Here is a 15532-nt window from a genome sequence, read left to right on the forward strand (position 1 = left end):
TAACATCCTTGAGGGTTTTGTAGGGCCCGGTGGCCGAGGTCACCAGCACCAGCGGCGTGCGCGCGACCATGGCGATGGGCGAGAGCTGCTTGAAGGGGTCGTAGCCCAGCTTGCTGCGCACGGCAGGGTTGACGGTGTAGCTGGTGGAGCCCGAGAACAGCAGCGTGTAGCCGTCGGGCTCGGCCGCGATCACCATGCCCACGCCAATGGCCGTGGCGGCGCCGGGCTTGTTGTCGATGATCACGGGCTGGCCCAGGCGGGCGCTGAGCCGCTCGCCGATGATGCGGGCCGCCACGTCGGTGCCGCCGCCCGGCGGAAAGGGAACCACCATCCGTATCGGCTTGGCGGGCCAGGCCTGTGCCTGTGCCAGGCCCGGAAGCACGAAGGTGAAGCAGGCGGCGGCTATCAAGACCGCGTGAAGCAGCGAGCGGCATGAATCGGAAGGCATGGGCATCTCCGGTGGGGGTGGCAACAACAACACAACACACAACAACAGGCAACAACTCAGGCGGCTGCCGGCGCGGCATGCCAGGGCAGCCCGGCGGGTTCGCCCAGGTCCCAGTAGAGGCCGGCCATGATGCGCAGGCCTTCGCGGGCCACGGGCGCCAGCAGGTGTTCGTCGGGCGCGTGCTGCGCGCAGGCCGGGTAGGAGTGCGGCACCCACAGCGTGGGCAGGCCCAGCAGGTCGGCGAACACGTCGTTTGGCAAGGAACCGGCCAGGTTGGGCAGCGTGACGACCGGCTTGCCGCTGCTCTGCGCGATGGAGCGTTGCGCCCAGCCCACCCAGGGGTGGTCCAGGTCCAGGCGCGTGGCCGCGCCGGTGAGCGTGATCTCGATCTCGACGCGGTTGAAGCCGTAGCGGTCCAGGTGCTTGCGCAGGATGTCGGCGAGATCCTGGTGGGGCGTGCCGACCACAAAGCGCAGCTGGCAATGGGCCACGGCCTCGGCAGGAATCGCGTTGACGGGACGCTGCGGCGAGCCGGCGCCCAGCGCCAGCACTTCGATCGTGTTCCAGCCCATCAGGCGTTCGGCCGCGCTGAGGCCGGGCTCGCCCCAGCCGGCGTCGGGCAGCGGGTCGTCCGCACCGCCGCCTATGGCCACACCGGCCAGCGCGCGGCGCACCGACGGGGGCAGCACGCGCGGCTTGAGGGCCGGGACCTGGATGCGCCCGCGCGCATCGACCAGCGAGGCCACGGCGCCAGCCAGCACGCTGGCCGGGTTGAGCAAGGCGCCGCCCCAGTTGCCCGAGTGGTAGGCCTTGTCGCGCGCGCGCAGGCGCAGGCTGAAATTGACCGCGCCGCGCGAACCCAGGAACAGCGTGGGTTTGTCGGCGTGCACGCGCGGGCCGTCGCAGGCGATCAGCAGGTCGGCTTTGAGCTGCGCGCGCTGGCTTTCGCAAAAGGCGTGCAGGCCGGGCGAGGCGGCTTCCTCGCCCATCTCGAGCAGCAGCGTGGCGTTGTAGCCGAGGCGGCCGCCGCGCGCCTTGATCACGCTGGCCAGCGCGCCGAGGTTGACGGTGTGCTGGCCCTTGTTGTCGGCGGTGCCGCGGCCATACCAGCGCTCGCCTTCACGCACCAGTTCCCAGGGCTGCAGCCCTTCGCGCCAGCGCCCTTCCTGGCCGCTGACCACGTCGCCGTGGCCGTAGGTGAGCACCGTGGGCAGCGCCGCATCCTCCACGCGCCGCGCGACCAGGAATGGCCCGGCGCCCTCGACCGGATTGGGCATGACGCTGCAGGAAAAGCCGAGCGCGCGCAGCGAGTCGGTCATCTCGCCGTGCAGGTAGCCGGCCAGCGCGGGGTTGGGTTTGCCGCTGTCGCTTTCGGTGCGCAGCGCGACGCGCCTTTGCAGGACGTCGAAAAAATGGCCGTCGTCAAACCAGGCCGCGGCGGCATCAAGGCAATCTGATCTCAGCATGTTTCACCGTTTTATAGGGACCGCGCGGCGTGGAGCGCGGCATGCAACCAAATGTAGGAAGAATCGGGGCTTACTACAATGAGAGATATCGCAACAAGCCATTGCCTTTTCAGCAAACCACGGCTTTCACCTGCCAGGTGCCTTCGCATGAAAACCTCTTTTTTCAGCACGCAGATCCGCTACTTCCTCGAGGTGGCCCGCACCGGCTCGGTCAGCCAGGCCGCGGCGCAGCTGCACGTGGCGGCTTCGGCCGTGAGCCGCCAGGTCGGCAAGCTGGAGGACCAGCTGGGCTGCGCGCTGTTCGAGCGCAGGGCCCGCGGCATGGTGCCCACGGACGCGGGCGAGCGCCTGATGGCCCATGTGCGCGCGGGCAGCGACGACGCCGAACGCGTGATGGAGCAGGTGCGCGGCCTGGCCGGCTTCAGCGCGCGGCGCGTGCGGGTGGCCTGCACCGAGGGCTTCGCGACGGGTTTCATGCCGGAAGTCATGACCGGCTTTCGCCGCAGCCACCCCGAGGCGCTGATCGAGCTCAGCGTGGGCTCGCCCGAAGCGGTGAGCCGACTGCTGCTGCAGGGCGAGACCGACGTGGCGCTCAAATACACCGTGGCGCCCGAAAAAGGCGTGACGGTGCGGCATGCGGCCACCGCGCCCATCYACGCCCTGATGCTGCCCACGCATCCACTGGCGCGGGCCCGCGTGGTGACGGCGGCGGATGTCGTGAAATACCCGCTGGGCATCAGCGCCAAGGGCATGACGGGCCGCCAGCTCTTCGACATGGTGGCCAGCATCCAGGGCCTGGAGTACCAAACCTCGGTGGTCAGCAATTTTTCGTCAGCCCTACTGCCCAGCGTGCGCAGCGGCGACATCATGCTGTCGGGCTACCTGACGGCCGCGCACCTGATACGCCAGGGCCAGCTGGTCGCCGTGCCCTTTGCCGAGCCGCAACTGAGCCAGCGCGTGCTGCAGGTGCTGTCGCTGCACGGCCAGACGCTGGCGCCGCTGGTGCTGGACTTCACAACGCAATTGATCGCCGCCATACGGCAGTCGGGCGATGGCATGGCGCCAGCGCGCAAGCGCGCCGTGAAAAAGAGCGGCTAAGCGCCCTGCCCTTTAAAAACGGCTCTTACAAACCTGGCAGCGGCAGCAACTTGCCTTCAGCCGATGAGGGCGGCGCGATGCGCAGCACGCGCGACAGCGTGGGCGCGATGTCCACCACTTCCACGCGCGCATCGATGCGGCCGGGCTTGACCCAGGCAGGGCCGTAGACCAGGATGGGCACCTGGGTGTCATAGGGATGGGGCGAGCCGTGCGTGGCAACCGTATTGCCGAACATCCAGCCGGGCTTGGGCGAATATTGCACCTCACCGGACACGTCGGGGTGCCAGGATTTGCGGATCTGCTCGAAGAAAGGCGCGCCGGCGCGGCTGCCGCTTAGCAGCTCGCGCCGGGTATAGGCCGCGGCGAAGCCGGGCTCGGCCATCAGCAGCGCGCGGGTTTCCTCGGCCACGGCGTCGGCATCGGCCCGCTTTTGCGTGATGAGCTGTTTGTTGAGCAGCACGCTGGAGCCCGAGAAGCCCGCGGCCCATGTGCCTTCACCGAAACGTTTTTCCAGCCCGACATTGATGCGGCCCAGCACCTGGCTGCCGTTGATGCGACCGGACTCGCGGCCCTGGCTGGCGTTGTATTCGGGCGCGGGCATGAAGCCGTGGTCGGCAGTGAGCACGGCGATGTAATTGTCCTTGCCGATGCGCGCGTCCAGGTCCTGGAAGAAGGACTGCAGCAGGCGGTCCAGCTGCAGAAAATGGTCATGCGAGAGGCGCGACTCGGCGCTGAAGGCGTGGTTCACGTAGTCGTGGCCGGAGAGGCTGACCGAGAGGATGTCGGGGATGTCGTCCTGGCCGAGCTGCTCGCCGGCGATGGCGGCGCGCGCGAAGTCCAGCGACATGGCATCGACAAACGGACCGCGCAGCAGCGAGTTGTAAAAGCGCGGGCCGGGCGCCGCGTCTTCCTTCGCGCCGAACATGGCCGGCAGGCCGCCGCCCGCGGGGCCGTACCAGGGCTGCTGGTCGGGCAGCGAGCGAGCGTAGGCGGCTTCGGGCAGCAAGGCTTTCCATTCAGTCTTGAAATAGCGGTCGGCCGGCTTGGCGGCGTTGTAGCTGTCGACCCAGGCCGGATGCGCGGCCATGTAGTGGGTGCTGGAGGCGAACTGCCCTGTCGCGCCCATATACATATAGGCGATGCCGGTCTTGCCGGCCGGCAGGATGGCGCCGCGGTCCTTGCCCGAGATGCCGATGACCTTGGAGCGGCTGTCGACGCGGCGCAGCACGTCGCCGACGGTTTCGGCCTTGAGGTTTTTCGGGCTGGTTCCGTCGAGCGCGTTGGTCTTGTGGCCTATGTAGGTGGCCGAAGTGTCGCCGGTGCAGTACACCGGTTCGGCCGTGAGCGGGTCGCGCCAGTCGTTGCCGATGATGCCGGTGCGCTGCGGATAGGCGCCGGTCAGCATGGTGGCGTGGCCGGCCGCGGTGACAGTGAATGCATGGCCGTAGTGCGCGTTGGCGAACCAGGCGCCGCGGTCCAGGAAGCGCGCGAAGCCGTCGGGCGCGAGCTGGTCCCGGTAGTCCAGCACCTGGCGTTGCGGCAGGCCGTCGACGACCAGGAACACCACCAGTTTGGGGCGCGGCGCGTTGCCGGGCGCGGCGGCGCAGCTGACAAGCAATGTGGCGGCCAGCGAGGCGGCCAGCAGGCGTAAAAGAGTGTGAGCTTTCATGGCTGCGATGCTAAAGCAGTTCAGGCCGGGTCAACCCCCGTAATGACCCGCGCCGGTCGCATTCATGGGTGTGTCTCCCAGCGGCGCCGCATCATGCACGCAAGGCCAGCGCCGAGTTGCAAGAAAATGTTGCAGCCCTGTTGGCGCGGCATTTTTGCCACTATTCACCTGCACCCTTTAGGGGCGGGGATTGACGCGGATTTTGCTTATGGGGCAGGATGGCCTCATGGTGAACAGCATCGCGCCCTATGCGGCGAGTCCTGGACAAGCGGAAGTCGAGCGTGTGGTGACGGCCAGCATCTGCCACATGAAGGAAGGCATCTACGCGCAGATGGAGGACATCCGCGCGCACTCGCTGCGCCACAACGCCGTGGACGGTATCCACGCGATCCTGCAGTACCAGAGCGGCTGGTTCATCCATTGGGTGGAAGGCCCGTCGACGGCGCTGCGGGTCCTGCTGCAGCGCGTGGCCGAGGACCCGCGCCACCACTCGCCGCATACCCTGCACCTGAGCCGGGGCCGGCGCATCCTGCCCACGCCCTGGTCCATGGTGATGTCGCAGGCCACCGAGTCGGCCGTGCAGTTCGGCCGCCGCGTGGTGGCGCYGCGCGAGCAGTTCGAAAAAGGCGTGCAGTACGGGCCCTCCTCCGTGCTGCGGCGCCTGTCGGCGCCCATGCAGTTGCCGCAGGCGCAAGGCCTGGCCGACCCCGAAGCTTTCCACCGGGTCGGCATTTGCGCGGCCGGCGGCAATGAGGCCTTCGCCATGGTCGGCTGGCTGGCGCAGCGCACCGGCGGGACCGTGGCCAAGCGGCGCTTCGCGGGCGAACAGGACATGGACGGCAGCAGCGAGTACGTGGAATTCATGGAAAGCGGCCATCCCTGCCGCATGATCGCGGTGGCGCGCAACGGCCTGACCCACGGGCTGCGCCGCGCCTTCCTGCCGGACTGRCCGCATTTTGTGATGCTGTTCAGCGGCACGCCCAAATTCGACGACGCGCTGATGGGCCGCATGACCGCGGCCTGCGAGGGCCTGCCGGCCACGCCGGCCCTGCTGGGCATCGCGCCGAATGCTGAAACCCACGAGCGCATGCAGGCCGCGGCCCAGGCGGCGCACATCGCCTACCTGGCTGCCGGCACCGCCAGGCCCGACGACTGCAATGCCATCTGGCAGGCGGTGCAGGCGCAGCTCCAGCGCGCCGGCGAGCCGCCGAGCTCGGTGTGGGACGTGCCGCGCATGGCGGCCTGAGACCGCGGCCGACGGCCCCGGCGGCGCCGGCCGGCCTGCACCGATACACTGCGGTGCATGAAAAAAGAAGACATCGCCCCGTTCTTTGCCACCCTCAAGGCCGCCAACCCGATGCCGGTGACGGAGCTCGAATACACCAGCGTGTTCGAGCTGCTGGCCGCCGTGCTGCTGAGCGCACAGGCGACCGACGTTGGCGTGAACAAGGCCACACGCAAGCTCTACCCGGTGGCGAATACGCCGCAGGCCATCCTCGATCTGGGACTTGAGGGGCTGGAGTCTTACATCCGCACCATAGGCCTGTACCGCACCAAGGCCAAAAACCTGTTGGCGACCTGCGAGATATTGGTGAAGCAGCACGGTGGCCAGGTGCCGCGCACGCGCGAGGCGCTGGAGGCCCTGCCGGGCGTGGGCCGCAAGACGGCCAATGTGGTGCTGAACTCGGCCTTCGGCGAGGCGGTGATGGCGGTGGACACGCACATCTTCCGCGTGAGCAACCGCACCGGCCTGGCGCCGGGCAAAAACCCACTGGAAGTCGAGATGAACCTGCTCAAGCGCGTGCCCACCGACTACCTGGTGGACGCGCACCACTGGCTGATCCTGCACGGGCGCTATGTATGCGTCGCGCGCAAGCCGCTGTGCTGGCAATGCGCGGTGGCGCCCTGGTGCGATTACGAACCGAAGACGCCGCCGCCTTCGGCTTGAGCCCGCTGTGCCTTAACGCGCGAAAGTACCGTCGGCGCGAATCATCGTCAAGTTGACGAATCGCGAACCCAGGTTGCTCTGCTTGCTGTAGGTCACCGCGAAGCCGCCCAGGTCTTCGTTGGTGAAAGACTCCAGCGTGCTGATGAGCTTGGCGCGCGTGACGGGTGCCGGCGTCTTCTGCAGCGCGCGCACCACCAGCTTGGCGTTGAGGAAACCCTCCATGCTGTTGTAGCTGAACTTCTTGTCGGCAGTTCCCGAGATCACGGCCTGGTATTCCTTCACGGCGGCGTTGCCCAGTTCGGTGAAGGGGTAAGGCACGACCTGGGAGGCGATGGTGCCGGCGGCAGACTCCTTGAGTTCGGCATGCAGGCCGGAGGACACGCTGAGCACCATGAACTGCGCGCTCGCGCCCTTGGCCTTGTAAGCCCTGATGAAAGCGGCATTCGGTTTGGCCTGGGCGATCAGGATCACGGCCTGCGGCTGGGCGGCGGCGATCAGGTCCACTGCCTTGGCCACGTCCACCGTGCCGCGCGGCACGGGTGCCACGGCGGCGGGCGCGGCATTGCGCTTTTGCATGGCGGCATTGAGGGCCTCCAGGCCTTCCTTGCCGAAGGCGTCGTCCTGGTAGGCGACGGCGATCTTGTTAATGCCTATGGTCCAGGCGTGGTTGACGGCGGCCTCGATCTCATCGGTGGTGCTGGCGCGCACATGGARGAGGTTGGGCACAAAAGGGTCGCGCAGCGATTTGGCGCCGCTGGTGTTGCCGATCTGGGCAATGCCGGCGCCCTGCACGATGGGCACGATCTTCAGCATATTGGCGGTGCCGCGAAAACCCACCAGGGCCACCGCGTTCTGCTCGATCAACGCCTTGGTGTTGTCGGCGGTCTTGTCAGGGTTGAAGCCGTCGTCCAGGCTGACGAGCTTGATCTTCTCGCCGCGTATGCCGCCCTTTTTGTTGACGTCGTCAAAGTAGGCGTTCATGCCGCGCACGTAGTCGGTGGTGAGCGCTGCGCTGGTGCCGGAGAGGTCGCCCGAGTGGCCCAGGATGATGTCGGCCGAGGCGCCCACGCTGGCGGCGCACAGGAAAAACCCGGCCAGCAGACGGCCGGCCCTTGAAAAATTCACAACTGTCATGAAACGATCCCTACCCTTGTTGTTGAAAAACTTGTTTGTTGTTAATAAAAAAACCGGCCCGAGGCCGGTTCCATCCCAGGGACGCAGTATCAAGCGTCAACCTTGACCTTGGCTTGCTCGGCCACCTGCGCCCATTTCTTCTGCTCTGCCTTGATGAAGGAGGCAAACTTCTCGGTGCTGCCGCCGCCGTCTTCGGCACCGTACTGGTCCATTTTTTCCTGCACGTCGGACATGGCCAGTACCTTGTTGACGTCTTCGTTCATGCGCTGCACCATGGCCGGCGGCATCTTGGACGGGCCCATGAGGCCGTACCACACTGTCGCCTCGAAGCCGGGAAAGCCCGACTCGGCCATGGTGGGCACATTGGGATGGCCTTTGGCGCGCTTCAGGCGCGTCTGCGCCAGCGCGATGGCCTTGCCGCTCTTGACGTGGGGCGTGGCCGAGGTCATGGTCTCGAAGCAGTAGTTGACCTGCCCGCCGATCAGGTCGACCAGGGCCGGGCCGGAGCCGCGGTAAGGAATGTGCAGCGCGAAGATCTTCGCCTGCAGCTTGAACATCTCGAGCGCAAAGTGCTGGGCCGAGCCGCCACCGGCCGAGGCGAAGCTGATCTGCCCCGGTTTGGCCTTGCACAGCGCGACCAGGTCCTTGACGGTCTTGGCGGGCTGGTCGGCGTTGCAGATCAGCATATTGGGCGTGACGCCGACCATGCTGATGGGCACATAGTCGCGCTCGGGGTTGTAGCCCAGCTTGATGCCGAGAGCCGGCGCCAGCGCGTGGCTGTTGATGTGGGCCATGAGCAAGGTGTTGCCGTCGCCGGGCTGCTTGGCCACGTAGTCGGCCGCGATGACACCGGCGGCGCCGCCCTTGTTTTCAATCACCACCGAAATGTTCCACATGGTGGAGAGCTTCTGGCCGACCACACGCGCCAGCGCGTCGGTGCCGCCGCCGGGCGGAAACCCCACAACGATGCGGACCGGCCCGGACGGCAGGGTTTGCGCCCTGAGCATGGGCGATGCCACCATGGCGGCCGTGGCCGCCGTCGCGCTGATAAAGGTTCTGCGTTGCATGGTTTCCCTTCCTGATCGGTAATGTAAAAAGCTCGGTGACAGTTTGGCGGGTTAACGTGACGTGAATATTGGCGTTGTAAACAAGCGTCCTTTTCACGCGTTTGTCAGATCCGCCTCAAGCAGCCTTGCGCTGCGGCACCACGGCCGCATGGCTGGAAAAATGCTCCATGGCGGCTTGCACGCCAGAACCCGCGAGTTTGACACCCGCAAGTTTCAGGCCCATTTCACAGCCGCTCAGCGCGGCCATCAGCGTAAGGTCGTTGCAGTCGCCGAGGTGGCCGATGCGGAACATCTTGCCCTTGACCTTGCCGAGGCCGGTGCCGAGCGAGCAGTCAAAGCGTTCGTAAATGATCTTTCGCACCGCGTCGGCGTCCACGCCCTCAGGCGTCATCACGCCGGTCAGCACCGGCGAATAGACGGACGGGTCGGCGCACTGGATCTGCAGGCCCCAGGCCTTGACCGCCGCGCGCACGCCGACGGCCCAGCGCTGGTGCCGCGCGAAGACCGTTTCCAGGCCGTGCTCGAGCAGCATGTCGCAGGCTTCGCTGAGCGCGTACAGCAGGTTGGTGTTGGGGGTGGACGGCCAGTAGCCGGTCTTGTTCATCTCGATGATCTCGTCCCAGGCCCAGAAGGCCTTGGGCAGCGTGGCCTTCTTGCTGGCCTCGACGGCCTTGGCGGAGACGGCATTGAAGCTGATGCCGGGCGGCAGCATCAGGCCTTTTTGTGAGCCGCTGATGCTGACGTCGACGCCCCACTCGTCATGGCGGTAGTCGGCGGAGGCGAGGCCGGAAATTGTGTCGACCAGCAGCAGCGCCGGGTGTCTGGCGGCGTCCATGGCCTTGCGCACGGCGGCGATGTTGCTGGTGACGCCGGTGGAGGTTTCGTTGTGCACCACGCAGACGGCCTTGATGCTGTGCTGGGTGTCGGCCTTCAGGCGCTCCTCGATCAGCGCGGCCTGCACGCCGTGGCGCCAGACGTCGGCGCCGGGATAGCTGATGACTTCGGTCTTCAGGCCCAGGCGCGCGGCCAGCTTTTGCCACAGCGCGGCGAAATGGCCGGTTTCGTACATCAGCACGTGGTCGCCGGGGTTCAGGGTGTTGGACAGGGCCGCTTCCCAGGCGCCGGTGCCGGAGGCCGGGTAGATGATGACGGGCTGTTTGGTCTGGAAGATCTTCTTGATGTCTGCCAGCACTTTCAGCCCCAGTGCGGCGAATTCAGGGCCCCGGTGGTCTATGGTGGGCAGGCTCATGGCCCGCAGGATGCGGTCCGGCACCGGCGAGGGGCCGGGAATCTGCAAGAAATGACGTCCCGTGGGGTGAAAGTCAAGCGTCAACATGGCGGTCTGCTCCTGAAGTAAGTCTCTATTTTTTGCATACAAAATTCATTTGTCAAGCCATCAAAGGACTACAAATTGATTTGACAGGGGTATTTTTTGCATACAAAATTTCCACATGGTTGCTGAAATCATCCCTATCCCGCGTGCGGCACTGCACGAACAGGTCGCGCACCGGCTGCGCCAGATGCTGGTGGAAAACCGCATCCTGCCCGGCGCCAAGCTCAATGAACGTGAGCTCAGCGAGGTGCTCAACGTCTCGCGCACGCCGCTGCGCGAGGCCATCAAGATGCTGGCCGCCGAAGGCCTGGTGGAGCTGCTGCCCAATCGCGGCGCGATCGCGGTGGAGCTGACGGAAGCCGACGTGCTCAACACCTTCGAGGTGATGGCCGGGCTGGAAGCACAGTCGGGCGAACTGGCGGCCGAACGCATCACCGCGGCCGAACTGGCCGAGATCAAGGCCATGCATTTCGAAATGCTGGCCGCCTACACGCGCCGCGACCTGCCCAATTACTACCGGCTCAACGCCGCGATCCACAACGCCATCAACGCCGCGGCCAAGAACCCGGTGCTGGCCAGCACCTACGCGCAGGTCAATGCGCGCCTGCAGGCACTGCGTTTTCGCTCCAACCAGGACGAGGAAAAGTGGAAAGCGGCCGTGAAAGAACACGAGCAGATGATTGAGGCCCTGGAGGCGCGCGACGCGGCGGCCATGCGCCGCGTGCTGCTGGACCACCTGGCCAACAAGCGCGATGTCGTGGTGCAGCAGCTGCGTACCGCCGTGGCGGAAAGCGCCAAGGCCTGAGCCGGTAGCCGGGCCAGCGGCCCGGACCGCCCATCCCTCCCCACAGCCCCCACAGAAAAAAGGCGAAACGCCGCGATGAACGCCCCCCTTCCCCTCAAGATCAGCCGCGAGGCCGCGGCCCAGGCTTATGACGACGTGGCCCGCGTCAGCAATGAGGTCGCCGGCCGGCTGGCCGCGCGGCTGGCTGCCGAAACCCAGGGCGAGGTGCTGTTCTCGCCGGCGGACCGCGGGCGCTACGCCACCGACGCGTCCATCTACCAGGTGACGCCGGTGGGGGTGTTCGTGCCGCGCACCGATGCCGATGTGAAAACCGCGCTGGACATCTGCCGCGACCTGCAAGTGCCCATCATTCCGCGCGGCGGCGGCACCAGCCAGTGCGGGCAGACCGTGGGCGCGGGCCTGGTGATAGACCATGCCAAGCACCTGCGAAATATCCTGGACGTGGACCTGGGYGAACGCACGGCCGAAGTCCAGCCCGGCATCGTGCTGGACCACCTGAACGCCTCGCTCAAGCAGCACRGCCTGTGGTACCCGGTGGACGTGTCGACCAGCGCGCAGGCCACGCTGGGCGGCATGGCGGGCAACAACTCCTGCGGCAGCCGCAGCATCGCCTACGGCAACATGGTGCACAACGTGCTGGGCGCGACCGCCTTGCGGTCCGATGGCAGCCTGCTGGAACTGGGGCGCTACGACAAGGCGGGCGGCGCCGCGCGCGAGCTGGGCGATTACGTCAAGGCGCTGTCCGACCAGTTGCGGCCCGAACTCGAGGCGCACTGGCCCAAGGTGCTGCGCCGCGTGGCCGGCTACAACCTGGACATCTTCAACAACCAGAACGAGAAGCCCTACACGCAGGACGGCTCGGTCAACCTGGCTCACCTTCTGGTGGGCAGCGAAGGCACGCTGGCGCTGACGAAATCGCTGACACTGCGGCTGGCCGAGCTGCCGCGCACCAAGGTGCTGGGCGTGGTGAACTTCCCGACCTTCTACAAAGCCATGGACACGGCCCAGCACATCGTGCAGCTGGGCGGCGACGGCACGCTGAGCGCGGTCGAGCTGGTGGACCGCACCATGATCGAGCTCTCGCTGCAGAACCCGGCCTTCGCACCTACGGTGCGCACCGCCCTCATCGGCCGGCCCGACGCGATCTTGCTGGTGGAGTTTTCGGGCAAGTCCAAGTCCGAACTGGTGCCCAAGATGCGCCAGCTGGTCGAGCTGATGGGCGACCTGGGCCTGCCCGGCTCGGTGGTCGAGATGATCGAGGACGCACCGCAGAAAAACCTGTGGGAGGTGCGCAAGGCGGGCCTGAACATCATGATGAGCCTCAAGGGCGACGGCAAGCCGGTCAGTTTCATCGAGGACTGCGCCGTGCCGCTGGAGCACCTGGCCGAATACACCGACGCGCTGACGCAGGTCTTCCGCAAATACGGCAGCAAGGGCACCTGGTATGCCCACGCCTCGGTCGGCACGCTGCACGTGCGGCCCATCCTGGACATGCGGCGCGAGGGCGGCGCCAAGATGCGCGCGATTGCCGAAGAGGCCTCGGCCCTGGTGCGCCACTACAAGGGCGCCTACAGCGGCGAGCATGGCGACGGCCTGTGCCGCGGCGAGTGGATCGAGTGGCAGTTCGGACCGAAGATCAACGACGCTTTTGCGCAGATCAAGAACTACCTTGACCCGCTGAACCTGCTGAGCCCGAATCGCATCATCAATCCGCCGAAGATGGACGATGCGCGGCTGATGCGTTTCCCGCCCAGCTACAAGGTCGTCCCGATCAAGACCGCACTGGACTGGAGCGCCTGGAACGTGCAGAACGACCCGGTGACCGAGCAGACCAGCGAGCCGGGCACGGGCGGCGACCCGGCCCAAGGCTTTGCCAAGGCCGTGGAGATGTGCAACAACAACGGCCACTGCAGAAAGTTCGACGCCGGCACCATGTGCCCCAGCTACCGCGCCACACGCGACGAAAAACACCTGACGCGCGGGCGCGCCAACACGCTGCGCCTGGCGCTGTCGGGCCAGCTTGACGGCTTGAAAGCGGAAGACGCTTTCACCAGCGAAGCCGTGCAGGAGGCCATGGATTTGTGCGTGGGCTGCAAGGGCTGCAAGCGCGACTGCCCCACCGGCGTGGACATGGCCAAGATGAAGGTGGAGTTTTTGCACCACTACAAGGCAAAGCACGGCTACACGCTGAAAGACCGGCTGGTTGCCCACCTGCCCGACTACGCGCACTGGGCCAGCCGCTTCGCGCCGCTGCTCAACCTGCGCGACAAGATTCCGGGCATGGCCGAGTTGAGCGAAAAGCTGCTGGGCCTCTCGGCGCGCCGCACCCTGCCGCAGTGGAGCGGCAATACCTTCTGGAAGCAGCTCGGCGCCTCGGGCGAGCCCGGCGCGGCGCCGCACGGCCGCATCCACACCGCCAGCCGCGAAGAAGTGCTGGCCGCCACGCGGCCCGTGGTGCTGTTCGTGGACACCTTCAACGGCTATTTCGAATCCGAAAACGCGCTGGCCGCGCTCACGGTGCTGCAGGCCGCCGGCTACACGGTGCATGTGGCCGCGAAGACCACACCCGACGGCAAAAGCCTGTGCTGCGGCCGCACCTACCTGGCCGGCGGCATGGTGGACAGAGCCAAAGCCAAGGCACGCGAGGTGGTAGGCGCCCTGCTGCCCTTCGCCGAACGGGGCATCGCCATCGTCGGCCTGGAGCCTTCCTGCCTGCTGACGCTGCGCGACGAGATGCTGGTGATGGGCCTGGGCGAGGCGGCGCAGGCCATCAGCCGCCATGCACTGCTGCTGGAAGAGTTTTTGGCGCGCGAGGCGGCCGACGGCAAGCTCGAGATGCTCAAGGGCCGGCTCAAGCCTTCAGCCCAGCCCATTCTGTTGCACGGCCACTGCCACCAGAAAGCCTTCGGCGCGGTGAGCCCCATCCTGGACGTGCTCAAGCTGATTCCGGGCGCCAGGCCCGAGCTGATCGAATCCAGTTGCTGCGGCATGGCCGGCAGCTTCGGCTATGAAGCCGGGCATTACGAGGTGTCCATGCAGATGGCCGAGCTGAGTCTGTTGCCCGCGGTGCGCAAACAGCCCGACGCGATCGTGGTGGCCGACGGCACCAGTTGCCGCCACCAGATCAAGGACGGCGCGCAGCGCGAGGCGATCCACGTGGCGGTGCTGCTGGCGCGGCAGCTGCAGGGCTGAGAACACCCAAACCAGCCGGGCGCCCAGGGCCTTGCGCCGGTTGGATCACACCATGGGCGCATGCCTGAGGTGGAGCGACAGGCCCAGGGCCGCCATACGTTTTTCGTTGCGCCCCAGGATTTCTTCGGCCAGCGGAAGGAAGAACTCTTCCTCATAGCGCGCATGGGCGAGGTAAGCCTGCACCAAGGCTTCGACGGCCACCAGGTCCAGTTCGGCGGGCCGGTTATTGGCCACCGCCCTCACCGCGGGCTCCAGTGCTTTCCAGAGCGCATCGATGCGGCGGTGGTCTGCGGTCAGGCGCATCACCAGGGTCTGGACCCGGATCGCTTCCTCCCCCTTGACGGCATTGCGCAACACGGCAGGAAACAGTTCGCCCTCCTCGTCGGCATGGTGCCCGGCCACGGCATATTTGAAAAGGCTCAAGGTGCGGGTGGCGATGGTGTGGGCCTGCGCCTGGGCCGCCAGCAGGCCCGGCAACTCCGYGAAGGCCTGCAACTGCGAGGCAATGCTGAAGTGGCATTGTGAGAACCCGGCCAGCGGCAAGGCCAGGTCGGTGGGCCCCGCAGCGGCCGGCGATGCCGACGATTGCCCGCCGTGGAGGGTGGCGTGATGAGTGGTCATGGATCTGCCCCTGGTTAGCGGCCGCACCTGCCGGATGGCCGCCCCGGCAGCTGCCGGGACGCACCCACCTGAACCGGGCCGTCAGTTTGACTATAGGGACGGCCGCCGGCGACGCTGTTGATCTACATCAAGCAGGCGGGCGGCTCCCCCCGGGGCCGTGTCAGAATACCCGGAAATTTATTCCAACAGGGAGGACTTGATGAACCGTTTGTGGACGCGCGTTTGCGCGCTGGCTGTCTTGCTGTCGTGCGCCGCCGCCATGGCGCAGACCTTGTCGAAAGAGGAGTCGGAGAAAATCTGGGCCGAAGGCCGCGCCGCCGCCAAGGAAGGGCCGCAAGACATCGCCCTGGCGAGCCAGGCCGTGCTCAAGCTGCCCGCCGGCCGCATCTTCGTGCCGCAGCCCCAGGCGGGCAAGCTGCTCAATGCCATGGGCAATCCGGGCACCGACACCCGCCTGCAAGGCCTGGTGTTCCCGGCCACCGGCGATTCCTGGTTCATGACGGTGCGCTATGAGGCTGCCGGTTACGTGAAAGACGACGACGCCAAGGACTGGAACGCGGACGATCTGCTCAAGAGCTACCGCGAAGGGACCGAGGCCTCGAACGCCGAGCGCAAGAAGATGGGCTTCCCCGAACTGGAAATCGTGGGCTGGGCTGAAAAGCCGGCTTACAGCGCCGCCACCCACCGCCTGGTCTGGGCCATGTCCAGCAAGGACCGCGGCGCGCCTTCCGGTGCCGCGCAGGGCGTGAAC

The 15532-nt window shown here is 66.6% G+C and carries 13 protein-coding genes; 6 read left to right on the top strand and 7 right to left on the bottom strand.

All coding sequences use genetic code 11. The features are described from left to right. Together AC1D0P_RS10085 and AC1D0P_RS10090 are read right to left on the bottom strand one after the other, a co-directional pair. On the bottom strand, nt 1-448 hold a 448-nt coding region (locus tag AC1D0P_RS10085), incomplete at its 3' end, for a Bug family tripartite tricarboxylate transporter substrate binding protein (RefSeq protein ID WP_477676604.1). Nucleotides 449-504: 56 nt separating this feature from the next. After that, the gene (locus AC1D0P_RS10090; RefSeq protein WP_477676605.1) at nt 505-1914 is read right to left on the bottom strand and encodes a M20 family metallopeptidase; all 1410 of its coding nucleotides are present in this window, start codon (nt 1912-1914) and stop codon (nt 505-507) included. Nucleotides 1915-2061: 147 nt separating this feature from the next. Here AC1D0P_RS10090 and AC1D0P_RS10095 point away from each other — a divergent pair, with 147 nt between their 5' ends. Next, nucleotides 2062-3012: a LysR family transcriptional regulator gene (locus AC1D0P_RS10095; protein WP_477676606.1), complete on the top strand. Its 951-nt coding sequence runs from the start codon at nt 2062-2064 to the stop codon at nt 3010-3012. A gap of 25 nt (nt 3013-3037) precedes the next feature. On the opposite strand, the gene AC1D0P_RS10100 is transcribed toward AC1D0P_RS10095, so the two are convergent. After that, nucleotides 3038-4681: an alkaline phosphatase family protein gene (locus AC1D0P_RS10100; RefSeq protein WP_477676607.1), complete on the bottom strand. Its 1644-nt coding sequence runs from the start codon at nt 4679-4681 to the stop codon at nt 3038-3040. 226 nt (nt 4682-4907) lie between these two features. On the opposite strand from AC1D0P_RS10100, the gene AC1D0P_RS10105 reads away from it, so the two are divergent. Both AC1D0P_RS10105 and nth read left to right on the top strand, forming a co-directional pair. Continuing rightward, entirely contained in the window at nt 4908-5927 is a 1020-nt protein-coding gene (locus AC1D0P_RS10105; RefSeq protein WP_477676608.1) for a BLUF domain-containing protein, read from the top strand. Nucleotides 5928-5984: 57 nt separating this feature from the next. Beyond that, nucleotides 5985-6629, top strand: coding sequence for an endonuclease III (gene nth, locus AC1D0P_RS10110; protein ID WP_477676609.1), 645 nt, complete (start codon nt 5985-5987; stop codon nt 6627-6629). Nucleotides 6630-6641: 12 nt separating this feature from the next. Here nth and AC1D0P_RS10115 read toward each other — a convergent pair whose 3' ends face one another. From AC1D0P_RS10115 to AC1D0P_RS10125, 3 genes are all read right to left on the bottom strand, one after another. Beyond that, entirely contained in the window at nt 6642-7763 is a 1122-nt protein-coding gene (locus tag AC1D0P_RS10115; protein WP_477676610.1) for an ABC transporter substrate-binding protein, read from the bottom strand. Between the two features lie 89 nt (nt 7764-7852). Further along, nucleotides 7853-8830, bottom strand: a complete 978-nt coding sequence (locus AC1D0P_RS10120; protein ID WP_477676611.1) for a Bug family tripartite tricarboxylate transporter substrate binding protein — start codon at nt 8828-8830, stop codon at nt 7853-7855. A 115-nt stretch (nt 8831-8945) separates the two neighbouring features. Further along, nucleotides 8946-10166: a pyridoxal-phosphate-dependent aminotransferase family protein gene (locus tag AC1D0P_RS10125; RefSeq protein WP_477676612.1), complete on the bottom strand. Its 1221-nt coding sequence runs from the start codon at nt 10164-10166 to the stop codon at nt 8946-8948. 115 nt (nt 10167-10281) lie between these two features. Between AC1D0P_RS10125 and AC1D0P_RS10130 the strand changes: the two genes are divergently transcribed. Then, nucleotides 10282-10968, top strand: coding sequence for a GntR family transcriptional regulator (locus AC1D0P_RS10130; RefSeq protein WP_477654057.1), 687 nt, complete (start codon nt 10282-10284; stop codon nt 10966-10968). A gap of 75 nt (nt 10969-11043) precedes the next feature. After that, nucleotides 11044-14160, top strand: a complete 3117-nt coding sequence (locus AC1D0P_RS10135) for an FAD-binding and (Fe-S)-binding domain-containing protein (protein WP_477676613.1) — start codon at nt 11044-11046, stop codon at nt 14158-14160. 45 nt (nt 14161-14205) lie between these two features. Here the strand turns inward: AC1D0P_RS10135 and AC1D0P_RS10140 are convergent, their stop codons facing one another. Then, nucleotides 14206-14781, bottom strand: coding sequence for a hemerythrin domain-containing protein (locus AC1D0P_RS10140; RefSeq protein ID WP_477676614.1), 576 nt, complete (start codon nt 14779-14781; stop codon nt 14206-14208). Nucleotides 14782-14980: 199 nt separating this feature from the next. Here AC1D0P_RS10140 and AC1D0P_RS10145 point away from each other — a divergent pair. Further along, a partial coding sequence (locus tag AC1D0P_RS10145; protein WP_477676615.1) for a DUF2167 domain-containing protein occupies nt 14981-15532 on the top strand: 552 nt, incomplete at its 3' end.

The organism is Polaromonas sp. P1_G2 (assembly GCF_056405515.1).